General features: G+C 74.1%; 22 protein-coding genes. 11 read left to right on the forward strand and 11 right to left on the reverse strand.

Annotated features, from left to right (window positions below; all coding sequences use genetic code 11):
- Positions 1-56: 56 nt before the first annotated feature.
- Entirely contained in the window at positions 57-449 is a 393-nt protein-coding gene (locus tag AB0N76_RS15835) for a VOC family protein (protein WP_363557343.1), read from the forward strand.
- Here the strand turns inward: AB0N76_RS15835 and AB0N76_RS15840 are convergent.
- Together AB0N76_RS15840 and sigJ are read right to left on the reverse strand one after the other, a co-directional pair.
- Positions 433-1,113, reverse strand: coding sequence for a helix-turn-helix transcriptional regulator (locus tag AB0N76_RS15840; protein WP_363557345.1), 681 nt, complete (start codon positions 1,111-1,113; stop codon positions 433-435). The two genes, AB0N76_RS15835 and AB0N76_RS15840, sit on opposite strands and share 17 nt — an antisense overlap.
- On the reverse strand, positions 1,113-2,111 hold the full coding sequence (gene sigJ, locus AB0N76_RS15845; protein WP_363557347.1) for an RNA polymerase sigma factor SigJ: 999 nt from the start codon (positions 2,109-2,111) through the stop codon (positions 1,113-1,115). Before sigJ ends, AB0N76_RS15840 begins: the two co-directional genes overlap by 1 nt.
- A 138-nt stretch (positions 2,112-2,249) precedes the next feature.
- On the opposite strand from sigJ, the gene AB0N76_RS15850 reads away from it, so the two are divergent.
- Positions 2,250-2,630 (forward strand): hypothetical protein, encoded by a 381-nt coding sequence (locus tag AB0N76_RS15850; protein WP_363557349.1) that lies wholly within the window; start codon positions 2,250-2,252, stop codon positions 2,628-2,630.
- Between the two features lie 39 nt (positions 2,631-2,669).
- Here AB0N76_RS15850 and AB0N76_RS15855 read toward each other — a convergent pair whose 3' ends face one another.
- Complete coding sequence (locus AB0N76_RS15855; protein WP_363557351.1) at positions 2,670-4,325, reverse strand: histidine decarboxylase; 1,656 nt, start codon at positions 4,323-4,325, stop codon at positions 2,670-2,672.
- 110 nt (positions 4,326-4,435) lie between these two features.
- On the opposite strand from AB0N76_RS15855, the gene AB0N76_RS15860 reads away from it, so the two are divergent.
- On the forward strand, positions 4,436-4,927 hold the full coding sequence (locus AB0N76_RS15860; RefSeq protein ID WP_363557353.1) for an Lrp/AsnC family transcriptional regulator: 492 nt from the start codon (positions 4,436-4,438) through the stop codon (positions 4,925-4,927).
- A gap of 237 nt (positions 4,928-5,164) precedes the next feature.
- Here the strand turns inward: AB0N76_RS15860 and AB0N76_RS15865 are convergent, their stop codons facing one another.
- Positions 5,165-7,381, reverse strand: coding sequence for a BTAD domain-containing putative transcriptional regulator (locus tag AB0N76_RS15865; protein WP_363557355.1), 2,217 nt, complete (start codon positions 7,379-7,381; stop codon positions 5,165-5,167).
- Between the two features lie 175 nt (positions 7,382-7,556).
- Here AB0N76_RS15865 and AB0N76_RS15870 point away from each other — a divergent pair, with 175 nt between their 5' ends.
- Positions 7,557-8,495, forward strand: a complete 939-nt coding sequence (locus AB0N76_RS15870; RefSeq protein WP_363557357.1) for an alpha/beta hydrolase — start codon at positions 7,557-7,559, stop codon at positions 8,493-8,495.
- A 182-nt stretch (positions 8,496-8,677) separates the two neighbouring features.
- Here AB0N76_RS15870 and AB0N76_RS15875 read toward each other — a convergent pair whose 3' ends face one another.
- Positions 8,678-9,511: an isocitrate lyase/phosphoenolpyruvate mutase family protein gene (locus AB0N76_RS15875; protein ID WP_363557359.1), complete on the reverse strand. Its 834-nt coding sequence runs from the start codon at positions 9,509-9,511 to the stop codon at positions 8,678-8,680.
- The gene (locus AB0N76_RS15880) at positions 9,508-11,010 is read right to left on the reverse strand and encodes a hypothetical protein (RefSeq protein WP_363557361.1); all 1,503 of its coding nucleotides are present in this window, start codon (positions 11,008-11,010) and stop codon (positions 9,508-9,510) included. Before AB0N76_RS15880 ends, AB0N76_RS15875 begins: the two co-directional genes overlap by 4 nt.
- 65 nt (positions 11,011-11,075) lie before the next feature.
- Between AB0N76_RS15880 and AB0N76_RS15885 the strand changes: the two genes are divergently transcribed.
- Complete coding sequence (locus tag AB0N76_RS15885) at positions 11,076-11,888, forward strand: winged helix-turn-helix domain-containing protein (protein ID WP_363557363.1); 813 nt, start codon at positions 11,076-11,078, stop codon at positions 11,886-11,888.
- A 35-nt stretch (positions 11,889-11,923) separates the two neighbouring features.
- Here AB0N76_RS15885 and AB0N76_RS15890 read toward each other — a convergent pair whose 3' ends face one another.
- The 3 genes from AB0N76_RS15890 to AB0N76_RS15900 all read right to left on the reverse strand — a co-directional run bounded on the left by AB0N76_RS15890 (position 11,924) and on the right by AB0N76_RS15900 (position 16,150).
- Positions 11,924-12,730: a VOC family protein gene (locus tag AB0N76_RS15890; RefSeq protein WP_363557365.1), complete on the reverse strand. Its 807-nt coding sequence runs from the start codon at positions 12,728-12,730 to the stop codon at positions 11,924-11,926.
- A gap of 160 nt (positions 12,731-12,890) precedes the next feature.
- Positions 12,891-15,437: a terpene synthase family protein gene (locus AB0N76_RS15895; protein ID WP_363557367.1), complete on the reverse strand. Its 2,547-nt coding sequence runs from the start codon at positions 15,435-15,437 to the stop codon at positions 12,891-12,893.
- A gap of 149 nt (positions 15,438-15,586) precedes the next feature.
- Complete coding sequence (locus AB0N76_RS15900; RefSeq protein WP_363557369.1) at positions 15,587-16,150, reverse strand: TIR domain-containing protein; 564 nt, start codon at positions 16,148-16,150, stop codon at positions 15,587-15,589.
- Between the two features lie 693 nt (positions 16,151-16,843).
- Here AB0N76_RS15900 and AB0N76_RS15905 point away from each other — a divergent pair.
- The 5 genes from AB0N76_RS15905 to AB0N76_RS15925 all read left to right on the forward strand — a co-directional run bounded on the left by AB0N76_RS15905 (position 16,844) and on the right by AB0N76_RS15925 (position 19,715).
- The gene (locus AB0N76_RS15905; protein WP_363557371.1) at positions 16,844-17,779 is read left to right on the forward strand and encodes a helix-turn-helix transcriptional regulator; all 936 of its coding nucleotides are present in this window, start codon (positions 16,844-16,846) and stop codon (positions 17,777-17,779) included.
- Complete coding sequence (locus tag AB0N76_RS15910) at positions 17,742-17,873, forward strand: DUF397 domain-containing protein (RefSeq protein WP_363557373.1); 132 nt, start codon at positions 17,742-17,744, stop codon at positions 17,871-17,873. Before AB0N76_RS15905 ends, AB0N76_RS15910 begins: the two co-directional genes overlap by 38 nt.
- 105 nt (positions 17,874-17,978) lie before the next feature.
- Positions 17,979-18,533, forward strand: coding sequence for a class IV adenylate cyclase (gene cyaB, locus AB0N76_RS15915; RefSeq protein WP_363557375.1), 555 nt, complete (start codon positions 17,979-17,981; stop codon positions 18,531-18,533).
- A gap of 185 nt (positions 18,534-18,718) precedes the next feature.
- Complete coding sequence (locus AB0N76_RS15920) at positions 18,719-19,339, forward strand: HhH-GPD-type base excision DNA repair protein (RefSeq protein WP_363557377.1); 621 nt, start codon at positions 18,719-18,721, stop codon at positions 19,337-19,339.
- 100 nt (positions 19,340-19,439) lie between these two features.
- Positions 19,440-19,715, forward strand: a complete 276-nt coding sequence (locus AB0N76_RS15925) for a DUF2087 domain-containing protein (RefSeq protein ID WP_363557379.1) — start codon at positions 19,440-19,442, stop codon at positions 19,713-19,715.
- 163 nt (positions 19,716-19,878) lie between these two features.
- Here the strand turns inward: AB0N76_RS15925 and AB0N76_RS15930 are convergent, their stop codons facing one another.
- Positions 19,879-21,390, reverse strand: coding sequence for an MFS transporter (locus AB0N76_RS15930; protein WP_363557381.1), 1,512 nt, complete (start codon positions 21,388-21,390; stop codon positions 19,879-19,881).
- Between the two features lie 93 nt (positions 21,391-21,483).
- Between AB0N76_RS15930 and AB0N76_RS15935 the strand changes: the two genes are divergently transcribed.
- A complete protein-coding gene (locus tag AB0N76_RS15935; RefSeq protein ID WP_363557383.1) occupies positions 21,484-22,452 on the forward strand; it encodes a YafY family protein in 969 nt (322 codons plus the stop codon).
- 47 nt (positions 22,453-22,499) lie between these two features.
- On the opposite strand, the gene AB0N76_RS15940 is transcribed toward AB0N76_RS15935, so the two are convergent.
- Positions 22,500-23,018, reverse strand: coding sequence for a YbhB/YbcL family Raf kinase inhibitor-like protein (locus AB0N76_RS15940; RefSeq protein ID WP_363557384.1), 519 nt, complete (start codon positions 23,016-23,018; stop codon positions 22,500-22,502).
- Positions 23,019-23,116: the final 98 nt, after the last annotated feature.

Here is a 23,116-nt window from a genome sequence, read left to right on the forward strand (position 1 = left end):
TCCGGAGGTCCGATTTCTTCAAGAGTCCCGGCCCCGGGCGGCCGTAGGTTCGGGGCATGGGTATTCGCATCGACTTCTTCGGGCTGGTCGTCGCCGACATGGGGCGTTCGCTGGCCTTCTACCGTGACCTGGGCCTCGACATCCCCGCCGAGGCCGACCACGAGCCGCACGTCGAGGTGTCGCTGCCCGGCGGCATGCGGCTGGGCTGGGACCGCGTCGACGTGATCCGGAGCTTCGAGCCGGACTGGGCGCCGCCGTCCGGGGGCCACCGCATCGCCGTCGGGTTCCACTGCGACGACCCCGCCGAGGTCGACGCGACCTACGCGCGGATGGTCGGGCTCGGCCACCGGGGCCACAAGGAGCCGTGGGACGCTTTCTGGGGCCAGCGCTATGCCCAGCTCCAGGACCCGGACGGCAACCCGGTCGACCTGTTCAGCGCCCTGGCCTGAACGCCCCCAGCGGCACGCCGGCCAGCGCCCGCACCTCCCGGCTGAGGTGCGCCTGGTCGGCGTAGCCCTGCGCGGACGCGATCTCGGCGAACGGCGTGCCGCGCCGCGCCAGCGCGACGGCCCGGTTCATCCGCAGCACCCGGTCGAGCGTCTTCAGCCCGTACCCGAACGCCTCCCGGCAGCGGCGGTGCAGCTGCCGCTCGCTGTACCCGGCGCGCACGGCGCAGGCGGCGACGGAGTCGCCCGCCGCGAGCCCGGCGAGCACCTCGCGGACCATCGGGTCGGGCTCGCGGGTCCTGGCCGCGGCCAGCCCGGCGAGGAACCGGCCGGGCGTCGCCGTCTCCGCGAGCCGCTCGGTCAGCCGCCGGACGAGCGCGCCGTCCCAGAGCCGGTCCAGCGGCACCCGGCGGTCGCGCAGCTCGTGCGCCGGGACGCCCAGCACCAGCGGCCCGTTCCCCGGCGCGAACCGCAGCCCGACCGCGGTGTCCCCCGGCCGCGCCGCCAGCACCACCGCCCCGGTGTCCGGGCCGGCGACGACCAGTTCGCCCGCCATCCAGATCAGGTCGAGGCAGCCGTCCGGGAGGATCCGGTGCGGCCCCGCCACGGCGGCGGCGCTCGTCCAGAGCACCCCGCCGGCCTCCGGCACCTCCCGCTCGCGGTACATCACAGCCCTCCCGCGGCCGACGGGCCTTCTGCCGACGGGCCCGCTGCCGGCAAGCCCGCCGCCGACGGGCCCACCGCCGACGGGCCCGGGCTCCACGGGCGGAGCTTCTCGGGGTTGCGGACGGCCCAGATGCGGGTGACGCGGGCGTCGGCGAGGTCGAAGGCCGCCACCGTGACGGTGACGCCGGCGTGCTGGGCGACCAGGCCGGGGCGGCCGTTGACGGTGCGTTCCAGGAGCGTCAACCCGGGGGCCTTGTCGGCGATGTGGACCAGGTACCGGGCGATCCGCCCGCCGCCCCCGACCGGACGGAGCACGGCGCCGACCAGTCCGCCGCCGTCGGCGGTCATCGTGGCCCCGGGGTCGAGGAGGCCGACGAGGGCACCGATGTCCTTGGCCTCCCAGGCCTCCTTGAACTGCCGCACCACGGCCGCCTGCGCCGCGGCCGGGACCGCGGCCGCCGGGGCGTGCGCGGTCCGGAGCCGCCGGCGGGCGGAGGACGCCAGCTGGCGGCAGGCCGCCGGGGTCCGGCCGACCATCCCGGCGACCTCGGCGAAGGGGTACCGGAAGACGTCGTGCAGGACGAACGCCACCCGCTCGGCCGGCGTCATCGACTCCAGGACGACCAGGAAGGCCATGTCCACCGACTCGTCCAGGGTGATCCGGTCGGCCGGGTCGACCGGCCCGCCCGCCCACTCCGCGCGATCGGGCAGCGGCTCGGGCAGCCACTCGCCGACGTAGCGCTCGCGCCGGACCCGCGCCGACCCGAGCAGGTCCAGACAGACCCGGCCGGCCACCGTCGTCAGCCAGGCACCCGGCGACTCGACGGCCTCCCGCCGCTGCCGGGGCATCGCGTACCAGCGGGCGTAGGTCTCCTGCACGGCGTCCTCGGCCTCGGTCAGCGAACCGAGCAGCCGGTAGGCCAGGTTGATCAGGTGCCGCCGCTCACCGACCACCGCGCTCACGCCGTGGTCCCGGCCCGGCCCGGACGGGCTGCTCATCCGACCGCTCCCTGCTTCGCCGACCTGACCTACCGCCCTGCTTCACCGACCGTGCCGCCTCACATTCCGCGGGCCCACGTCGTCGGACTACCGGGACACTACCGATCACTGCCGCGAGGCAGAAGAAGGGACCGCGCCATGGCCACCACCACCGCCGCCTCGACAACCACGCCGCACCGCCGCCTCACCCTCCTTCAGATCACGGTCGCACTCCAGACCCTGGCCATCCTCTTCCAGGCCTCCACCGCCGGCCTGCTGCTCTCCTCAGCCCACGGCGAGGTGCTGCACAGCGTCGGCGCCCGCGTGATGTACGGCGCCTCGATGCTCTACCTGCTCGCCGCGATCCTCGCCTGGCGCCCGGCCGGCGGCTCCCCCCGCCCCATCCTGTACGCCACCGGCTTCCTCACCCTCGCCTCGGCCCAAGTCCTCCTGGGCATCGCCCACATCCCGTCCCTCCACGTCCCCCTGGGCGTCCTGATGTTCGCCCTGAGCCTCCTGACCCTGGTACGGGGCCGGTGAACGGTCAGCGGTCAGCGGTCAGCGGTCAGCGATGAGCCGTCAGCCGTCGGCGCGGGTGGGGTGCGGGGTGCGGATGGTGGGGTCCTGGGCGAGGTCGGTGAGGAGGGCGTCCAGCTTGGCGCGGTCGACCGAGGGCATCAGGAAGACGTGCGCGTAGCCGCGGCAGGTGGTCGGGTCGCCGGGGGTGGTGAGGACGTTCTCGCAGGACAGCGACCACTTGGCGACCAGTTCGGCGCTGGGCTTGCGGAAGCGGACGGTGATGGCGCCCGGGGTGCGGGCCGGCCAGAGTTCGAGGCCGTGCTCGTCCTCCAGGGCCCGGAGGCCGTGCTCCAGGTAGCCGGCCAGGTCCTGGGCCCGGCGGATCCGGTCGACCTGGTCCCGGTAGGAGTGCCGGGAGAGGTGGTCCCACAGGACCAGCGGCGAGAAGCCGTTGCGGGAGCCGGCGAAGGTGCTGTCGGGCGCGCCGATGTACTCGGGCTGGGACGGCGGTTCGAGCTGGTACTTGGTCTTCGTCAGGAAGACGCCGCACGGCCACGGCACGCCCGGCCACTTGTGCCCGCTCATGGCGATCGACGAGACCATGTCGACGTCCCCGGACTCGCGGGTGGGGAGGGTGATGCCGAAGTCGAACTCCGGCAGGTCCGCCTCGGGCGTCCAGCCGTACGCGGCCGGGTCCTCGGCGGCCATCCGCTGGAACGGCACGTAGCCCGCGCCGAGCGCGCCGTCGACGTGGATCCAGAAACCGCGGCGCGGCGCCGCCCCCGGGCCGCCGGCGGCGGGCTCGCAGCGGAGCAGGCCGTGCCGTTCGAAGACCGGCAGCAGCCGTTCGCAGGCCTGCCGGACGTCGTCGTGGGCGCCCTTGAACGTGCTGCCGAGGTTGAGGTTGACGAAGATCGGGTGGCCCTTGGCCGCGAAGAACTCCACCAGCACCGCCAGAGCGTCCACGTCTATCGCGCCGGGGCCGTCCCACGAGGTGCCCGACGGGCCGGCCAGCGAGGGCACCTCGGCCGGCCAGTCCCCGCCCAGCGGGCACTCGTCCGGGTACTCCGCCGCGCCGACCGCGTGGAAGGTGTCGACGCCCAGCACCCGGACCGCCTTGGCGAAGGAGTAGTGGGTGTCCTCCGAGTAGAAGGCGACCGGCCGGAGCGCGCCGGGGCGGGTGAGGTAGTCCCGGGCGTTCCAGAGCGCGTACATGTTGCCCTCGGTCGACCCCATGGACAGCATGTAGCCCCAGTAGGACTCGGGGTCGGCCGGGTCGTACGGCCGTCCGGCGTGCCAGAGCCGGGCGTAGTAGTCGAGCACCGCGCGCTCGACCACCTTGGTGTTCGGCTTGTAGCCGCCGCTCTCGAACGGGTCGCCGAGGTTGTTGATGTTGCTGAGCATGAACCGGGCGAGGTCGAGGGCGCTGCCCGCCAGCTCCTGGGTGGCCTGGTAGCCGACCAGGTGCCGGCGCTTGCGGGTCAGGTACCCGTCCATCCGGTCGAGCGCGCTCAGCCGGGCGCCGTCGGTCAGCCCCTCGGCGGGGATCGCGAAGTCCCGGCCCGTCGGCTCCCCGTCGCTGTCACCGGCGGTGCGGCCGTCGGTGTGGACGTCGACGTGGCCGTCGACGTGGCCGTCGGTGCGGACGTCGGTGCGGACGCCCGTCTGGACGGTGTCGTCGGTGGCGCGGGTGGCGTGGACGGCGGCGGGGATCATGGCGTCAGGATGGAACTTTCCGACGCGCGCGCGAAAGTGTTCCGAACGACATTCGGAATGTCCCACCGATCCCTTGCGGATCTGCGGCCCGGGCGGGGACGCTGGTCGGCGTGCCGAATTATCCGCAGCCCCGGCAGGCGCCCATCGACGACACCGACCAGGCGATCCTGCGCGTCCTCGCCGAGAACGCCCGGACGCCGAACAACGCGCTCGCCGAGGCCGTCGGCATCGCCCCGTCGACCTGCCTGGCCCGGGTCCGCGCGCTGCGCGAACGCGGGATCATCCGCGCCTTCCGGACCGAGATCGACCCGGCCGCCATCGGGCTGCCGCTCCAGGCGATGATCTCGGTCCGGCTGCGGGCGCACACCCGGGAGCAGAACGAGAGCTTCCGCGGCACCGCCCCCGACCTGCCCGGCGTGCTGGCGGTGTTCCACATGGCCGGGTCCGACGACTACCTCCTGCACGTCGGCGTGGCCGGGCCGGAGGGGCTGCGCGACTTCGTCGTGGACCACCTCACCACCCACCCGGCGGTGGCGCAGACCCGGACCAACCTGATCTTCGAGCAGATACCCGGCCGCCGGTACCTGGGCGCGACCGTCTGACGGCCCGGTCGGCGGGACGGCGGACCGGCTCGGTGTCCCGGGGCGGCCTGGAAGCGCAGGTGCCGGGTCCGGCCGTCCAGCGGGTCGGGGTAGAGCGCGCCGACCGGGTGGCCGGCCGTCGTGAACAGGACGCCCTGCTCGCCGTTGATGTGGGCCGGTACCCAAGGCCATGCCCCGGTGACGCTCATGGGGCGGGCGGGGCCGTCCGGACGTGACACCCGGCCGCTGCGACCCGCGTCATGCCACCGGCGGGCGGTGCGGCGCGAGCGCTTCCTCGACGCCGGCCAGGTGGTCGGCGACCGGGCCGAAGGAGAGGAACCCCGTTGCGCCGCCCGCGAGTTCGGCGGCGGCCGGGAGCAGCCGGGCCCGCGCCCGGCGGAGGGCCGGACCGTCGCCGAGGAGGCGGGCGGCGGCCGCCTCCAGGCAGTGGCAGACCTCGATGAGCGGGTCGGCCGGGGGTTCGGGGAGGGCCCGCAGCGCGACGCGGGCCTCCGCCTCGCGGCCCACGCGGAGGAGGGCGAGCGGCTCGATCCAGGGACGGTAGGGGCCCCAGTCCTGCTCCGGGTCGACGGCGTCCGCCGGGATGGGGTGCGGCGGGACGGCGTGCGACGGGGCTGCGTCCGGCGGGGCTGTGTCCGGCGGGACGGTGTGCAGGGACAGCAGGGCGAGCGCGCGCAGGCCCGGCGCCATGCCCGGCATGCCGGCCGCGTCCAGGCGGTCGGCGAAGGCCAGGTACGCGGCCCGGACCCGTTCTTCTGAGCGCCCGGCGCCTCCGGTCTCCCCGGTCTCCCCGGTGTCACCGGTGACATCGCCCACCGCCGCCCGCAGCGCGCGGTACCCGTCCGTGAACACGCCCACCAGCGGCAGCTCGTGGCGTTCGGCGAGCGCGTCCGCGGCCCGCGCGTGCCCGTCGGCGGCCGACCAGTCGGCGACGGCGCCGCACGACTGCAACCGGATCAGGTGGCCCAGCACCTCGTACGTCGCCAGGCCGTGCCGGGCGCCGAGCGCGACCAGTTCCGCCCCGACCGCGTCCCGCCGGGCGGCGAGCCCGGCCCGGTCGAAGGACTGCATGAAGACGCCGTTGAGCGCGAAGGCCAGCAGCGCCGGGTCGTCCAGTCGACGGGCGATCGCCTCCGCCTCGCGCGCCGCCGACCGCGCCCGGGCGGACCGGGTGCCGCGCGTCTCGACGGCGACCGTCGCCAGCAGCCGGCAGCGCGCCGAGTCGTGGGCGGGCCCGTCCGACAGCGCGGCCAGGGTGCGTTCGGCGGCGGCGACCAGCCGGGCCGCGAGCGCCGGATCGTCACTGCGCGGCCAGATCGCCGGGACGTCGAACGCGCCCAGCACCCGGGCGGTCAGCTCGGGGTCGCCGAACTCCTCCGCCGCCTCGACCGCGGCCCACCGGTGCTGCCGGGCCGCCGCCAGACCGTCGGGGCCGGTGACCGCGAGGCTGCGGAGCAGGCCGACGGTGGACTCCAGCCGGACGCGGGCGCCGCGGGCGACGCTCCGGTCGTACGCCGCGGCGGCGGCCGACCAGAGCCGCGCGGCCGCCTCGGGCCGGCCGGCGGGGGCGGCAGGTGCGGCGGGGGCCGCCGGATCGGGGGCACCGGGCGCCCTTCCGGAGCCGTTCGGGTCCAGCGTCGGCGCCTGCGCGAGGATGTCCGCCTCCAGCGCGCGCAGCCGTGGCGTCGGGTCCAGTCCCAGCTGTTCGACCAGCATGGCCCGGGCCCGGCGCAGCACGGCGAGCGCCTCGCCCTGGCGGCCCTGCCGGTAGAGCGCGAGGGCGAGCAGCCGCCAGGAGTCCTCGCGCCAGGGGTGATCGGTGAGGTGCGCGTCGAGGTCCGGCACGGCGTCGGCGGCCCGGCCGAGCGCCAGCAGGGCCTCGGCGCGACGCTCCACCGCCAGCAGCCGCAGTTCCGCGAGCCGGGACCGCTCGGCCCGGGCCCAGTCCTCGGCGGCGTACTCGGCGTAGGCGGGACCGCGCCAGAGCGCGAGCGCCTCGTCCAGCCGTCGCAGCGACGCCGCCGGGTCCGTCACGCTCCCGTCGACCGCTGCCTCGGCGACCGCCGCTTCACCGACCGCCGCGTCCGCAACCGCCGCCTCGAAACGCCAGGCGTCCACCGCGTCCGGCTCGGCCCTCAGGGTGTACCCCGGCCCCTCGGTGACCAGCAGCCGGGCGGGGGTCCGGGGCGGACGGTCCGGCTCCAGGACGCGGCGCAGCGCGGCGACGAAGGTCTGCACGGCGCCCACCGCGCCCGGCGGCGGCTCCGTCCAGAGGTCCTCCACCAGCCGGGCGACCGGTACGACCCGGCGGCGGGCGACCACCAGCCGCGCCAGCACCGCCCGGTGCCGGGGCCCCTTCAGCGCCAGCGGACCGCCGCCCGCCCGCTCGGCCACCACCGGCCCGAGCACGCCGAACGCCACCCGCGCCTGTTCCCGCTCCACCTCTCCGGACACCCTCGCCACCGTACCGGCGCCCGCCCGCCCCGGTTCGCCCGCGCACGCCGTCCGCGTGGTGTCCGGGCGGCGTCCGCGTGGCTCCCGCGTGCCTTCCGGCGCGCTGATCGAATGCTGATCGACGTCGGTGAGGCTGGACGTACCCACCCACCGCCCGCCCTCGAAAGGCCCTCCGATGCCCACGCCCACACCCGCCCCCGCTCCCCTGCCGCTGCCCGACGCCGCCGTCCCCGGCCCCGGCCCCGTCATCCCCGGCTTCGAGTACCTGCGCGTCCCGGTGGCGGACGGCGTCGCGCTGCACACCGCCGTGGCCGGCACCGGCAGCCCGATCGTCCTCCTGCACGGCCTCCCGCAGACCCACCTGATGTGGCGGCATGTGGCCGCCGAACTCGCCGCCGACCACACCGTCATCTGCCCCGACCTGCGCGGCTACGGCGCCAGCGACAAGCCCGCCGACCCCGACGGCACCGCGTACAGCAAGCGCATCATGGCCGCCGACATCGTGGCCCTCGCCCGCGCCCTGGGCCACGACCGGTTCGCGCTGGCCGGACACGACCGGGGCGCGCTGGTCGCGATCCGCGCCGGACTCGACCACCCGGACGCCGTCACCCACCTCGCCTCGCTGGACGTCCTCCCGACCCTCGACATGTGGGAGGTCATGCACGGCGTGACCGCCGCCGTCGGCTTCCACCTCTACCTGATGGCCCAGCCGCCGGGGCTGCCCGAGACCATGATCGAGGCGAGCGCCGACGCCTTCTTCGGCCACTTCCTCGACGTCTGGGCCCGCGACCCGCAGGCCATCCCGGACGACGTCCGCGCCGCCTACCTGGCCGCCAGCCGCGCGGCCGTGCCCTCGATCGTCGCCGACTGCCGCGCCTCGGCCGGCCCCGACCTCGAACACGACCGCGCCGACCGCGCGGCCGGCCGCCAGCTGCGCATGCCGGTCACGGTCCTCCAGCAGGACTGGGGTGCCGCCCTCGGCTTCGACGCCGCCGCCCGCTGGCGCGCCTGGGCCCCCGACCTCCACCACAGCACCGTCCCCTACGGCCACTTCATGGCCGAGGAGGCCCCCACCGAGGTCACCACCGCCCTCCGCACCCTCCTGACCCGCTGAGCCGCTGAGCCGCCGAACCACTGAGCCGAGCGGGGGCGCGTCAGGGGGTGGGGCATCGGGGGCGGGGCGTCGAGGACGGGGGCGCGACCCGAAAATTATGTAGACCGGTCTACAGATAACGGCGCGAATATGTCGACCGGTCTACATGTTTCTGTAGACCGGTCGACATATTTTTCCCCGGGCTAGCCCTCGGTGCCCCCGTCGGCATGGAGGCTCTGGATGGCGGCGAAGCCCAGGGCGTCCGCGCCGGAGGCGGGGGTGCCGGACTGGATGGCGAGGGCGGTGGAGACGGCGGCGGCGAGGCCGACGCGGTAGAGGAGGGAGCCGAGGCTGACGCGGGCGACGCCGAGGGCGGCGAGTTCGGGGAGGGTGGGGCCGGTCGGGGAGTAGAGGACGTTCAGCGGGACGGCGAGGGTCCCGCAGAGCCGCTCGATGGCGGCCGGGTCCGTGAGGAAGGGGACGAACACACCGTCCGCGCCGGCCAGTTGGTAGGCGTCGAGCCGACGGTCGGCCTCCGGGCGCGGGTCGGCGAGGGCGTGCCAGTAGGCGTCGGTGCGGGCGTTGACGAAGAGGTCGGGGGCGGCGGCCTTGATCGCGGTGATCTTGGCGGCGTGCAGCTCGACCGGCGCGAGGCTGCCGTCCGGTCGGCCGTCCTCCAGGTTGATGCCGGCGACCCCGGCCTCGGCCAACTCAACTGCGAGGGCGGCGACTTCGCCAGGGTCGTCGCTGAAGCCGTTCTCCAGGTCGACGGAGAGCAGGTAGCGCCCGGTGCGGCCGAGGCGCCGGGCCAGCCGGAGGGTCTCCTCCCGGGTGGCGGCGGCCCCGTCGGGCAGTCCGGCGGAGGCCGCGAGGCCCAGGCTGGTGGTGCCGATCGCGGGGAAGCCCTGGTCGGCGAGGACGGCGGCGGAGGCGTGGTCCCAGGCGTTGGGGAGCAGCAGCGGCTCGCCCGGGCGGTGGTGGAGGGCGCCGAACGGGGTGCGCGCGGCGGCGGTCGAGGCGTTCGTCGGGTGGTTCATCGGGCGGTCCTCTCGTGCGGGCGAAGGTCGCCGAGCGCGTCGGCGTAGTAGCCGGACTCGGCCACGTGGAAGGCGAGTCGGCGGAACGACCAGCCGCTGCCCGGGGAACGGTCGAGCTGGTCGGGGGTGAGCGCGGCGAGGCGGGCGGACCAGATCCGGGCCAGCCGGGTGAGTCGGCTGCGGGCCTCGTCGAGGTCGGCCGTGGTGAACGGCGCGAGGTCGGCAGGGGTGGTGGCGGCGGAGGCGTGCCAGTGGTCGGGTTGGGTCGGTTCGCCGGCCAGCCGGGCCTCCAGCTCGGCCAGATGGTCGATGAGGTGGTCGGTGACCCGGCGGATCGCCTTGTGCGGCGTGTAGGTGCGGCCGTCGACGGTGGTCGGCTGCCCGTCCCAGTCGGTCCAGGTGGCGGCGAGGCCGAGGACGTGGTCGACCATGGCGGGGACCAGCCCGACGGGATCGCGGTCGTCGGTGATGGGGAGGTCGTCCGACGGCGGGGCGAAGGCGGCCGGGGCGCCGGGGGCGTCGACCCCGGGCGGGACCGCCGAGGCGCCGTCCAGGATGCCCGCCGCGATGGCCAGCGCGTGCGTCCGACCGGGACAGAGTCGGGGCGGGGCACCGAAGGTCAGCGGCGGCAGATCGGGGCGGTCCGCCTGAGCGGCGGCGACGTCGAGCAGCACGTCCGCCCCGGCCGGGACCGGAACCCCGCCGGCCCCGCCACCCCCGCCGATCTCGGTGGCCCGGACGGCGCGGCGGCGCATCGTCCGTACGGGTGGGTCGTGGCGCAGCGCGGCGGTGAGCGGCTCGGCCGCGCCGTCCCCGGCCGCCCGGCGGGCGTGTTCGACGAGCGTGGCGGTGGCGTCGCAGGCCTGGACGAGCAGCCCGATCCGGTTGGCGGCCCGCTCCTCCTCGACAGACCCGCCGAGCCCGGCGAGCCCGCCGAGCCCAGCGAGCCCGCCAAGCCCAGCCGGCCCGGCGGCCCCGGTCAGCGAACCCGGCAGCATCCGGGGCAGCAGCCAGGCCACCGCCGCGTCGGCCTCCGGGTCGTCGGGCCGGTCGACGAAGTACGACCGCGCGACCACGGTGACCGCCCGGGCGACCGCCTCCGGTTCGGCCAGGCCGAGCGCCCGGGCGAGGACCCGGACCGTCCGCAGCCGGGCGTCCGGTTCGTAGCCGGCGGCGGCCGCCACCCGGAGGGCGTCCGGGTCGAGGCCGGCCAGGTCCGCCTCGACGAACGCCCGGCGGACGGCGTGGCGTTCACCCGCGGTGAACCGGGCGACGGCGGCGCGCAGCCAGGCCATGCCGCCGACCGGCCCGGCCGGAACCGGGGCGGGCACCGGCACCAGAGCGGGATCGGCGAGCGCGGCGACGACGTCCTCGTACCGGTCGAGGGAGACGACGACGGTGGCGGCGGCCTCGGAGCCGGATGGGGCGGCAGGAGCAGACGGGGCGGAAAGGGTGGAAGGGGCGGCAGCGGAGAGGGCGGGAGCAACGGGGTTGCGCATGGGTCCCACGCTAGGGGCGGAACGTTTCGGTGCGCGCCGAAACAACCACCGGCACCATGGGACGCATGTCGCTCACTCACATCGCCGGTCTGCTCGCCGATCCGACCCGCGCCGCGTTCTGCATGGCCCTGCTCGACGGCCGGGCCTGGACCGCCGGCGAACTGGCCCGGCACGCCCGGGTGGCGCCGTCCACGGCGAGCGAGCACCTGTCCCGGCTGATCGCCGGCGGCCTGCTGGCCGAAGAGCGGCAGGGCCGGCACCGGTACGTCCGGCTGGCCGGGCCGGAGGTCGCGACGCTGATCGAGGACCTGGCGACCTTCGCCCCCGCCGCCGAGCCGTCCACTGCCGAGCCGTCCACCGCCGACCCGTCCGGCATCGACCCGTCCAGCGACCGGTCCAGCGACCCGTCCGACACCGAGGAGCCGCCCGCCGCCCGGAAACCGGCCGCCCGAACGACCCCCGCCACCCCACCCCGCACACTGCGCGAGGCCACCCGGCTGAGCGCCGAGGCCCGCGCCCGCACCTGCTACGACCACCTGGCCGGCCGCCTGGGCGTGACGGTCAGCGACGCCGTGCTGGCGCGCGGGCTGGTCGCGGACGAGGCCGGGCTGGCACTCACCGAGCGCGGTCGCGCCTGGCTGGCCGAGCTGGGCGTGGAGCTGCCGGCCCGGGCCGGGCGGGCCGGCGGGCGGCCGCTGGTCCGCAGCTGCCTGGACTGGACGGAGCGGCGCGGCCACCTGGGCGGCGCGTTCGGGGCCGCGCTCTGCCGGACGGCGCTGGACCGGGCCTGGGTGGAGCGGATCGGTTCCGGCCGGGCCCTGCGGGTGACGCCGGACGGCGCCCGCGCCCTGCACGACCTGCTCGGCGTCGAGCTCTGAGCCCACACGCCCGCACCTCGGAATCCGCCCCGAGGTCAGTCCGCGACCATCACCGGCATGTCACCGACCGCCGTCCCGAGGTCGATCACGCCGAACGCCGCGCCCTGCGGGTCGCCGACGGCCGCGAACCGTCCGAACGGGCTGTCCATCGGGCCGTAGTAGAGCTTCCCGCCGCGCTCGGTGACCTTGGCGACGGCGGCGTCGCAGTCGTCCACCGCGAAGTACACGCTGATGTAGTTCGGCGCCTGCGGCGGGAGCTCGTCCGGGCCCGCCTTCATCCGGCCGAGCACCGGCCGCTCGCGGACGTGGAAGATCTTGTAGTCGACCTGCCCGGTGTCCATCCGCTTCACGTCGTACGGGAAGACGGCGGGGAAGAACCCGTCCGCCGCCGCCGGCTCGCGGGTGATGACCTCGGCCCAGGTGTACGCGCCCGACGCGCCCTGCTTCTCGAAGCCCTCGTGGGTGCCGGCCTGCCAGACGCCGAAGACCACGCCGCCGGGGTCCTTGGCGATCACCATCGAACCGAACTCGCCGACCGCCATCGGGCCCATCATCACCTCGCCGCCGTTGCCGCGGATCTTCTCGGCGGTGGTGGCGGCGTCGGACGAGGCGAGGTAGAGGCACCAGGCCGAGTGCACCTCCTCGCCCGGCTGGCCGGGCATCGGCGGGACGATCGCGGCGACCGCCTTGCCGTCGGAGTAGGCCTGGGTGTAGTTGCCGTACTCGGAGGAGGACTCGCCGAAGGTCCAGCCGAGCACGTCGCCGTAGAACGCCTTGGCGCCCGCCATGTCGGCGAACATCGCGTCGGCCCAGCAGGGCGTTCCGTCCGGAAGCACAGCCATGGCACAGCCCTCTCGTGTGACGTTTTGTCCCGGTTCGCCACCCTAGCCAGTCCCCCGCCGACCCGCGCGTCCAAACCCTGGCCTCACCCCTGCGCCCCCGGACAGGCCGGCGGCCCGCCGGGAGCACCCCCGACGGGCCGCCGCACCACCCACCCCGCCGCTACCCCACCGGCAGCGGCCGCACCGCCGACGTCCCCAGCCCGGTCGGACCGAACGCCGCCCGCTCTCCCACCAGGCCGGCACCCGGCCCGGCGGCCGCAACGTCCGACACCTCTGCCGCCTCCGAGGCCGAAGCCACAGCCTCCGCCGGCGCCCGCCCGAAGTGCCGCAGCAGGTCCTCCTCCCGGTACCGGCGGCAGTCCCGGTGCCAGATCAGGATCCCGGCGAGCCAGTTCTCCAGTTCCTTGACGTACCCGGCGAGCGTCGCCCGCGCCGTCGCGTCCAGCTCGAAGTCGTCCTCCAAGACCGGGAGTTCGTTCGCGACCACGTGCTGGAACTGGCCGAGCCGCGAGTGCATGAGGTCGTCGACGATCCGGACGGCGGCCGGGTAGTCGCAGTTGAAGAAGTTCTGCACCACCAGGACGGCGTTGTGCACCTCGCCCTCGAACTCCACCTCCTTCTGGTACGAGTGGAGGTCGTTCATCATGCAGGCGTAGTCGGCGGCCGAGTTCTCCAGCGAGCGCATCGGGCCGCTCGCGTAGACCTCGTCCGGCACGACCTGGCCGTGGCCGATCCGGCAGAGGCCCATGGTGAGGTCGGAGCCGAAGGTGGACCGGCGCATCTCCAGGTAGTCGACCGGGTCCGGGATCCGGTTCTGCACCTGGTTGTCGAGCTCCCAGAGCCAGCTCAGGGTCATCTTCTCGACGGCCCCGCGGAACGCCCGCCGGGCGTCGACGGTGAGCGGGCCGGCGGTCCGCTCCCAGAGGTCGGCCAGCCCGCGTTCGAGCGCGGTGAGCGGCTCGGCAGCGGGCTCGCCGTCGACCGGCATGAGGGTGGAGAGGCGGGCGTTGGCGGCCTTGGCGCCGACCAGGTCGCCGCTCCGGCCGAACACCGCCGGGAAGTAGTCGTCGGCGTAGGTGCCCCAGGTCAACCAGTCGGAGGTGAGGTCGAGTTGGTCGGCGCTGGCGTCCGGGTGGATGCCCGCCGAACAGAGCGGGAAGTCGTAGTCGGCGAGCTTCTCGGCGGTCCAGACGTCCGAACCCGGCACACCGGGCTGGGCCTCCAGCAGGCCCATCCGACCCGACCATTCGATGACGTGGAGCCGCGAGGCCTCCAGGTAGGGGCTGAGCTCGACGGTGAACGGCAGCCTGAACTCCGGGAGTTGCGACGGCCCGACGGCCTGGAACGGCACGTGCGCGTGCGACCGCGCCCGCCGCAGCCCCGGGTCGACGTCCCCGCGCGAGCCACCGATCAGCCCGGTCCCGGGCGACTCCAGCGACGCACCCGACGCCCCCGGCGCGCTCAACCCACCCAGCGCCCCCAGCAACCCACCCAGACCACCCAGACCACCCAGACCACCCAGGCCATCAGCCAACGCCCCGCCCGGCGTCGGCGCCCACCCCTGCGACACCGACCCGCTACGGCTCAACGAGCCCAGCTCGTCGGCCAGATCACTCAGCCCCTCGCCCGACCCCGACCGCAGCACGTCCAGCGCCGACGTCCCGACCCCGCCGATCGCGAACGGGTCCCACCAGGTGGCCGCCGACGCCGCCGCCCCGCCGCCGTTCATGTACCGGCTGGACCGCATGTGCCACTCGTGCCCGCCCGACTGCCAGTCCTGCAGCCCCTTGACGTAGGCCAGCACCCGGGCCCGGTCCTCCGCCTCCAGCCCGGATTCCGCGAACAGCTGCGGGAGTTCGGTGACCACGGTGTTCTCGAACTGCTGGAGCCGCGAGGTGAGCAGGTCGTTGACGGCGTCCGCCGCCGCCTGCGTGTCGCACCCCAGGAAGGTCTCCAGCACCAGCACGCCGTTGCTGAGTTCGCCCTCGTCCTCGACCTCGCGCTGGTACGAGAACAGGTCGTTGCGCAGGTGGACCGCGTCCGAGAAGGCGTCCATCAGCACCCGCAGCGGACGTGCGCCCGAAACCGCCTGCGGCACCTCGGCGTCGGCCGCGTACTCGATCAGCCCGGCGGACCAGGGCGCGCCGCCGACCTTGCGCCGCATCTCGATGTACTCGACGGGGTTGGCGATCCGGCCCGCGTCGATGTTGGCGAGCTCCCAGAGCGACTCGTTGAGCAGGTTGCGGGTGCTCTCGGCGAACCGGATCCGCCAGTCCTCGCCCATCGCCGGCACGGTGCGCCGCCAGAGGTCGGCCAGACCGGCCTCGACCGGGTTGGTGGGCTCGGGCACCGGGGTGGCCGGGTCGGCCGGCATGAACAGCGGCAGCCGGTCCAGGTACGCCTTGCCGCTCACCCGGTCGTTGGTCCGCTTGAACATCTCCAGGAAGTGGTCGTCGAAGAAGAAGACCCAGACGTACCAGTCGGTGACCAGCGCCAGCACCTCGGCGGACGCGTCCGGATGGGTGTAGGCGCAGAGCAGCCCGTAGTCGTGGGCGTCCAGGTCGGCCTGGGTCCAGACGCCCGAGCCCTCCAGCATCCCCATCTCCCGGGCCCACTCGGTGGAATGGGCCCGGGCCTCGTCGAGATGCGGGTTGAGACGTGCCGGGTGCGGCACGTAGAAGGACGGCAGTTCGAACGGCTGGGACACCGGGCGAGCCTTTCTGGGCGCGTCGACAAGGCCGACTCAGCATTACCCGACATCAACGATCCCGACCGCCGAACCGGAACAGTCATATGAGTTGGACCAGTTCCCTCGAACACCTGCCCAAGTCGGGACACCCGGTTGGATCACCTGTACTACTGATCGGCCCCACCCCACCCTTCGAAACGGTCGGCCCGGTGGGACACGTTGCCCGCCGCCGCCTCCTCGCACGCGATCTGCCGCTCCGCCTCCGCGAGCCGGGGCAGCGCCTCGGCGAGGTCGTCCCCGATCCTGGCGAGGTCGGCGTCCGCGTTGCGGGTGTCCAGCCGGCGGTACTGGCAGTCCGCCAACTCGGCCAGCTCGGGCGGCAGGTCGCGCCGGTTCAGCCGGGTGGCGCGGCCGATCAGCACCGGGACGACCAGGGCGCCGCTCTCGAAGGCCTCGACGATCTCCCGCCGGGTCCAGTCCTCCGGGTCGTCCAGCGCCCGGCGGCCGTCGGGGGTGCGGGCGTCGGCCCAGCGCTCGCCGATCACGGCGACCAGCACGCTGCTGCGGCGCACGGCGGTGAGCAGTTCCTGCGGGAAGCGGCGGCCCACCTTGATCGACTTGCTGGCGCGGAACACCCGCTCGCTGCCGAACCGCCGGGACAGCTCGCGCTCGATCAGGGCGGCGCCGGTGTCCTCGTCGGTGGTGCGGTAGTTCACGAAGATGTCGGGCATGGCGGTTCACCTCTCCGGTGCGGGACGGCCGGGACGGCCCGGGACATCGAGGACGCTCAGAGCATTCCGGACGCGCTCATGCCAACCCCCCATTCGGGAACCGTCCGCCCGGGCGTGCGCGTCCGTCTGGCCGGAAGCGGACTCTCCGCCGCCTCCGCCATGAATGGTGACACGCAAACCCGGGGGTCAAACGGGGAATGGCGGCGTTTCCCGTTTCCTCTTTTCCGGAGTGCCGACAAATTGGCTACTCGCCTTGCTGACAAACCGGCCGGCGGTCGCTCTCCGGGCCGGTGCAGCCCTTTTCGGTCATCCGTCCCAAACTGCCCACGCGTCCGCCCGCTCCCCTGCGTCCCGCCGGTCCGTCGACCCGCGCGAGCCAACGGGGGCACCGGGGAGGGCGCCGCCGCGCCGGGCGTGCCGGCCGCCCGGGAAGGCCCGCCCGACGGTCGGCGAAGGGGGCCGGCGATTGTTCACCATGTGAAATCCGCCGGGATTGTTCGGGGGCGATCCAGAAGACCCCGGGAAGCCCCGCGAAGCTCCCGCGAAGACACGGCGACAACCCTGCCAGGAATGGGAACCGGCAGTTTTCCCCAAATCCCTTGCGGAGGGAGTGTCGACCTGTGACCGTTGGATAACCAAGGGTTTCCGCAAGACGCTGCAGGTTTTCTTGGCGACGGGGAGAGGTGGGGGACGATGGCCCGACGGAAGACCGACCCGGCAGGGCGTCCCAGGCAGTGGGGGGACGAGCTGGCGCACTGGCGACAGGCGGCCGGGCTACGGCAGGAGGAGCTCGGAAGAATGGTGAACATTCATCAAACTCGGGTCTCCCAGTTCGAGTTGAGCAAGTCGTTCCCGATCCTGAAGGACGTCGTCCGGTTCGACCGGGCGCTCAACGCGGGGGGCCAACTCGTCCGCAGCTTCGAACTCGTCGCACCCTACGTGAGCGAGTATCACCCCGACTGGTTCCAGGACTTCGCCCGCTCGGAAGCGAAGGCCCGGGCGATTCGCGAACTGCACACCGGCCGAATATCGGGCCTGTTGCAAACCGAGGGCTACATGCGCGCCCTGTTCGAGGCGCACAACCCGGACCTGGCCCCCGAGGAGCTCGACGACCTCGTACGCGGCCGCCTGGCCCGGCAGCAGCGCCTGCTCCGGCCCGACGGCCCGCCCCGGCTGATCGTCCTCCAGGAGCAGGCCACCCTGGAGCGCGCGGTCGGCGGCGACGGGGTGATGCGCGGTCAGTTGCGCCACCTGCTCGCCGTGATGCGCCGCCCCAACGTGATCCTCCAGGTGCTGCCGTACGAGGAGGCGGCCCGGGTCCGGATGTCCGGGTTCGTCCTCCTGGAGTTGGCGGACGGCGGCGACCGCGCCTACTCCGAGAGCCTCGACCGCGGCCACTTCATCGACGAACCGGAGCAGGTCGAAAGTTGGGCCGCTGACTATGATCGGATCCGGGCGGCGGCCCTGTCGGAGGCGCAGTCCGCGCACATGATCCGCCGCATCATGAGAGGACTCGGCAGCCATGTCCCACCCGGTCGGCCCGTGGCGCAAGAGCAGCTACTCGGACGGCAACGGCGGCAACTGCATCGAGGTGGCCCCCGGCTCGCCCCACAGCGTCCCCGTCCGTGACAGCAAGGACCCCGACGGCCCCGCCCTCGCCTTCACCCCGACCGCCTGGGCCGCCTTCCTCACCGCCGTCACCGCCGGCCACTTCGACACCTGACGGGTGGCCGGCGGACGGCGGCGGCACCACCGGCGTCGCGGGCGGCGCGCCCCGACCGGGTAGCGTCGGCCTCCGCGCGATCCCGTCCGCAGAGGAGCACCCGCCATGGAGTACACCGAGGTCGAGCAGAAGTACCGACTCCTGAGCCCGCCACAGGAGTTGAAGGCGAAGCTGACCGCCCGCGGCGCGGCCGCCGGCCGCCCCACCCGCCAGGTCGACACGTACTACAACGCGCCGCACCGGGACTTCCTCGGCCAGGAGGTGGTCTCCGAGTGGCTGCGGGTCCGCGTCGAGGACGGCGCCGCCTCGCTCAACTTCAAGCGCTTCCACCCGCTCGCCGCCCCGGTCAAGACCCACTGCGACGAGTACGAGAGCACCGTCGCCGACCCCGAGGCCGTCCGCCGGCTGCTCTCCTCCCTGGACTTCGCCGAGCTGACCGTCGTCGACAAGACCCGGGAGGAGTGGCACGTCGACGGGATCGCCGTCGCCTTCGACACCGTCGCGGACCTCGGCGACTTCGTCGAGTTCGAGTTCAAGGGCGAGGCCGACACCGTCGACCAGGCCACCGCCCGGCTGGACGCCTTCATCGCCGCCCTGGAGATCGGGCTCGGCCCCCGCATCCACCTCGGCTACCCGCACCTGACCCTCGGTCTGGAGTAGCCCGCCGACAACCACGCCGTTCAACAACCACGCCGTTCAACAACTACGCCGTTCAACAACTACGCCGACGAACCATCCGGGCGTTCCATGGAATCCGCGCGTCATGGCGTGTTGACGCCGCCCCCTCCTCGCCCGTCCAGCAGACTGGGCGGCGGCCCGAGTCCACGCTCCGAGGAGGTCCTCCCATGAACGTCACCGTGCGGCTCGCTCAGCAGCCGGAGGCCGACGAACTGCTCGGACGGAGCCCGCTCGCCGCGCTCGTCGGGATGCTGCTGGACCAGCAGGTGCCGATGGAGTGGGCGTTCGCCGGACCGCTCACCATCGCCCAACGGCTGGGGCACGAGGACCTGGACGCGCACGAGATCGCCGCGTACAGCCCGGAGGCGTTCGTCGCGCTGCTCTGCGAGAAACCGGCCGTGCACCGCTATCCGGCGGCGATGGCGAAGCGGGTGCAGCAGCTCTGCCAGTTCCTGGTGGCGCAGTACGACGGGGACGCGGCCGCGCTCTGGCGGGACGTCCGGACCGGCCGGGAGCTGCTCAGCCGGCTCAACGCGCTGCCGGGCTTCGGGAAGCAGAAGTCGCAGATCTTCCTCGCCCTGCTGGGCAAGCAGTACGGCGTCCGGCCGGAGGGCTGGCGCGAGGCGGCCGGGGCGTACGGCGAGGAGGGGTCGTTCCGGTCGGTCGCGGACATCACCGGACCGGAGTCGCTGGAGCAGGTGCGCGCCCACAAGCAGGAGGTGAAGCGCGCCGCCAAGGAGGAGAAGGCGGCGAAGGAGGCCCAGGCGAAGATCAAGGTCCGGGCCTGATCCCGACGCCCGTGTGACAGCCCCGCCGGAAAGACTTTTCGGCTCATCGGAGGACTAAATTCCATTGCCGGGCCACCGCTCCGCGTACGACGCTCGACGCATGACCGAATCCCCGACCGTCCAGGCCGTGTCCGCGCTGTTCTCCCCCGAGGGCCGGCTGATCGCCGTCCCGCGCAAGACGGCCCGCCGCGAGCAGCTGCTCGACCACCTCGCCCGCACCCTGTTCGAGCCGGACCGCCCCTACTCCGAGCGCGAGGTCAACGAGGTGCTGCGGACGGTCCACGACGACTTCCCGGCCCTGCGCCGCTACCTGATCGAGGCCCGCCACCTGCTCCGGACCAAGGACGGCGGCAGCTACCGCCGCGCCGCCGGCTGAACCGACGACACCACCCGCACCGCCCAAGCCACCCGCACCGCCCGCCACGCCCGAGCGACCCGCCACGGCAGCGGCCACGCGCGAGCCCCGGCCGCGCACACGCCGCGACCGGGGCCCACCGTCAAACCACTCGAACCACTCGAACCATCAAACGATCAGCCGATCAGACCAGCACGGGCTCCCGCTCGCCCTCCCTGACAGCGCCCCCCGCACTGCCCGCGCCAGCCGCCGCCACCGTCGCCGGCCGCCGGCCCGGCAGCGCGAACATCAGCAGGAACACCACCACCAGCACCCCCATCACCCACCACATCGAGCGCGTGAACGCCGCCACCACCAGCGCGCCGGACAGCGCCTCCCCCGCCGGCAGCGCGCCGAAGAACGCCACCGAGACCAGCCCGAGGCCCAGCGCCAGGCCCACCTGGTTCACCGTGTTGATCAGCCCGGACGCCGACCCGGCGTGCTCCCGCGGCACCTCCGCCAGCACCGCGTCGGTGATCGGCGCGACGATCAGCCCCATCCCGACGCCCATCACCACCAGCGGCAGCGCCATCTGCCAGGGCGCGATGCCGGTGCCGTACCGCTCGGCCTCCCAGACGTAGAGCAGCACGCCCGCCGCCATCACCAGCGCCCCCGCCTGGAGCACCTTGCGCCCGAACCGGGGCACCAGCTGCTGCACCGAGAGGCCGGCCGCCGTCGAGACCGCGAGCGAGAACGGGATGCCGGTCGCGCCGGCCTTCAGCGGGCTCCAGCCGAGGCCCAGCTGCATGTAGAGCGTCCAGACCAGGAAGAAGATCCCGGAGACCACGCCGAAGGTGAGCTGGACGCCGATGCCCGCCGCGAAGGACTTGACCCGGAACAGCGACAGCTCGACCAGCGGCGAGCCGTCCCGCCGCGCCTTCACCCGCTCGTAGGCGACGAACAGCGCGAACACCGGCAGGCTCCCGGCCATCATCAGGTGGCCCCAGAGCGGCCAGCCGGCCTCCCGGCCGTGGGTCAGCGGGTAGATCAGCATCAGCAGGCCGGCGCTGGCCAGCAGCACGCCCGGCAGGTCGAGCCTGAGCGCCCGTTCGGCCTTCGACTCGCCGATGAAGACCCGGCCGAGCAGCAGGCCGGCGATCCCGACCGGCAGGTTGATCAGGAAGATCGGGCGCCAGCCGAGCCCGAAGAGGTCCCACTCCGTCAGCACCGCACCGATCATCGGACCGGTGACCGCGCCCAGCCCGACCACCGCGCCGTACAGGCCGAACACCTTGCCGCGCTCCTCCGCCGGGAAGGTCGCGTGCACGATCGACAGCACCTGCGGGACCATCAGGGCCGCCGTCCCGCCCTGCAGGATCCGCATCGCCACCAGCATCTCCGGGCCGTTGGCCAGCCCGCAGAGCGCCGAGGCCAGCGTGAACCCGGCCATCCCGATCAGGAACAGCCGCTTCCGGCCGTGGATGTCACCCAGCCGGCCACCGGTGATCAGCCCGATCGCGAAGGCCAGCGCGTACCCGCCGGTCACCCACTGCACGGCGGAGAACGACGCCCCCGTCGACTCCTGGATGCTCGGGATCGCGATGTTCACGATCGTGACGTCCACCAGGTCCATGAAGGAGGCCGTCATCACGATCGCCAGCGCGATCCACCTCCGCCGGTCCGACACCGCACCGGTGCCTCCACCCATCCCAGTCATGCCACGCTCCTCGTCGCCGTTCCTCAGCACGTCGACGAAGATAGGAGCCGTGTAGGTCAGGTCCTGTCCTGGACTTCCGGCACCCTTGCTGTCATGACCGACACCCCGGCACGACTCCTCAGCCTGCTCTCCCTCCTCCAGACGCCGCGCGAGTGGCCCGGCAGCGAGCTCGCCGACCGGCTCCAGGTCAGCCCCCGCACCATCCGCCGCGACATCGACCGGCTCCGCGAGCTCGGCTACCCGGTCGAGGCCAGCATGGGCCCGGTCGGCGGCTACCGGCTGGTCGCGGGGACCGCGATGCCGCCGCTGCTGCTGGACGACGAGGAGGCGGTGGCCATCGCGGTCGGCCTGCGGGCGGCGGCCGGACACGCCGTGGTCGGCATCGAGGAGGCCTCGGTCCGCGCCCTCGGCAAGCTACTCCAGGTGCTCCCGGGCCGGCTGCGCCACCGGGTCGCCGCCCTGGACAAGGCCACCCTGCCGCTGCTCAGCGGCGACGGCCCGACCGTCGACCCGGAGGACCTCACCGTGCTGGCCAACGCGGTCGCCAACCGCGAGCGCCTGCGCTTCGGCTACCGGGCCGGCGACGGCGCCGAGACCCGCCGCCAGGTCGAACCGGAGCGGCTGGTCTCGGCCGGCCGCCGCTGGTACCTGGTGGGCTTCGACCTCGACCGGGACGACTGGCGGCTCTTCCGGGTGGACCGGATCGCCGAACCCTTCGCCACCGGCGCCCGGTTCACCCCCCGCCCGCTCCCCGCCGAGGACGCGGCCGCCTACGTGGCGGCCAAACTCCGCCGCCTCTCGCCCACCTTCACCCTGGACGCCACCCTCCGGCTGCCCGCCGCCGAGGTCGAACGCTGGCTGAGCCGCAACGGCGACTCCGTGGTCGAGCCGATCGACGAGCACAGCTGCCGCTTCCGCTCGCGCGCCGACTCGCTGGAATGGCTCGCCATGCGCCTGCTCATGCTCGGCTGCGACTTCGAGGTCCACTCACCGCCCGAGATGCACGCCCACCTGCGCGCCCTCGCCGACCGGGCCGCCCGCGCCGCCGGGCCCGGGAACTGAACGGCCGCCGCCCACCGGGAGGGCGGGCGGCGGCGCGAGGGGACCGGTCAGACGCCGTACTCGGCGGTGAGCACGGCCCGGGCCAGGGTGTGGAAGGTGATGTGGAAGCCGACCTGGGCGGGCGGGGTGTCGGCCGCGACGTCCAGCGCGTCCACGTCGAGGGCGTGGACGGCGAAGGCGTAGCGGTGGGCCGGGCCGGGCGGCGGGGCGGCGCCGTCGTACTTGTTGCCGGGGAAGTCGTTGCGGGCGTGGAACGAGCGCTCGCCCGGCAGGTCCGCGTCGGAGGCACCCGCGCCGCGCTCCAGCCCGGCGGTGTCGGCCGGCAGGTTGAGGGCGAGCCAGTGCCACCAGCCGGAGCCGGTCGGGGCGTCCGGGTCGTAGCAGGTGACGGCGATCGAGCGGGTGCCCTCGGGCAGCCCCGACCAGGCCAGCTGCGGCGAGCGGTTGGCCCCGCCGTGGACGAACTCCTCGGCCAGCGTGCCGCCTTCGCTGATGTCCTCGCTGGTCAGCGGGAAGGACGGCACCTTCGGCAGGAACTCGTAGGGCAGCGGCGGACGCACAGTCATGGCGGGTCACCTCTCGGCAAGGCGGGAACGGGAACGACGACGGAAGACGACACGATTCACCTTAGTGGGGTGACCGATCCACCGCCCCGGCCCTACAG

Source organism: Kitasatospora sp. NPDC093806 (genome assembly GCF_040683335.1).
Lineage (GTDB): Bacteria > Actinomycetota > Actinomycetes > Streptomycetales > Streptomycetaceae > Kitasatospora.

Excerpts from the sequence above, each read along its gene's own strand:
- AB0N76_RS15835 (WP_363557343.1), top strand. The coding sequence starts at position 57 with ATGGGTATTCGCATCGACTTCTTCGGGCTGGTCGTCGCCGACATGGGG.
- cyaB (WP_363557375.1), top strand. The coding sequence starts at position 17,979 with ATGGAGTACACCGAGGTCGAGCAGAAGTACCGACTCCTGAGCCCGCCA.
- AB0N76_RS15920 (WP_363557377.1), top strand. The coding sequence starts at position 18,719 with ATGAACGTCACCGTGCGGCTCGCTCAGCAGCCGGAGGCCGACGAACTG.
- AB0N76_RS15855 (WP_363557351.1), bottom strand. The coding sequence starts at position 4,325 with ATGATCCCCGCCGCCGTCCACGCCACCCGCGCCACCGACGACACCGTC.
- AB0N76_RS15900 (WP_363557369.1), bottom strand. The coding sequence starts at position 16,150 with ATGCCCGACATCTTCGTGAACTACCGCACCACCGACGAGGACACCGGC.
- AB0N76_RS15925 (WP_363557379.1), top strand. The coding sequence starts at position 19,440 with ATGACCGAATCCCCGACCGTCCAGGCCGTGTCCGCGCTGTTCTCCCCC.
- AB0N76_RS15930 (WP_363557381.1), bottom strand. The coding sequence starts at position 21,390 with ATGACTGGGATGGGTGGAGGCACCGGTGCGGTGTCGGACCGGCGGAGG.
- AB0N76_RS15870 (WP_363557357.1), top strand. The coding sequence starts at position 7,557 with ATGCCCACGCCCACACCCGCCCCCGCTCCCCTGCCGCTGCCCGACGCC.
- AB0N76_RS15840 (WP_363557345.1), bottom strand. The coding sequence starts at position 1,113 with ATGTACCGCGAGCGGGAGGTGCCGGAGGCCGGCGGGGTGCTCTGGACG.
- AB0N76_RS15935 (WP_363557383.1), top strand. The coding sequence starts at position 21,484 with ATGACCGACACCCCGGCACGACTCCTCAGCCTGCTCTCCCTCCTCCAG.
- AB0N76_RS15880 (WP_363557361.1), bottom strand. The coding sequence starts at position 11,010 with ATGCGCAACCCCGTTGCTCCCGCCCTCTCCGCTGCCGCCCCTTCCACC.
- AB0N76_RS15885 (WP_363557363.1), top strand. The coding sequence starts at position 11,076 with ATGTCGCTCACTCACATCGCCGGTCTGCTCGCCGATCCGACCCGCGCC.
- AB0N76_RS15890 (WP_363557365.1), bottom strand. The coding sequence starts at position 12,730 with ATGGCTGTGCTTCCGGACGGAACGCCCTGCTGGGCCGACGCGATGTTC.
- AB0N76_RS15850 (WP_363557349.1), top strand. The coding sequence starts at position 2,250 with ATGGCCACCACCACCGCCGCCTCGACAACCACGCCGCACCGCCGCCTC.
- AB0N76_RS15940 (WP_363557384.1), bottom strand. The coding sequence starts at position 23,018 with ATGACTGTGCGTCCGCCGCTGCCCTACGAGTTCCTGCCGAAGGTGCCG.
- AB0N76_RS15875 (WP_363557359.1), bottom strand. The coding sequence starts at position 9,511 with ATGAACCACCCGACGAACGCCTCGACCGCCGCCGCGCGCACCCCGTTC.
- AB0N76_RS15905 (WP_363557371.1), top strand. The coding sequence starts at position 16,844 with ATGGCCCGACGGAAGACCGACCCGGCAGGGCGTCCCAGGCAGTGGGGG.
- sigJ (WP_363557347.1), bottom strand. The coding sequence starts at position 2,111 with ATGAGCAGCCCGTCCGGGCCGGGCCGGGACCACGGCGTGAGCGCGGTG.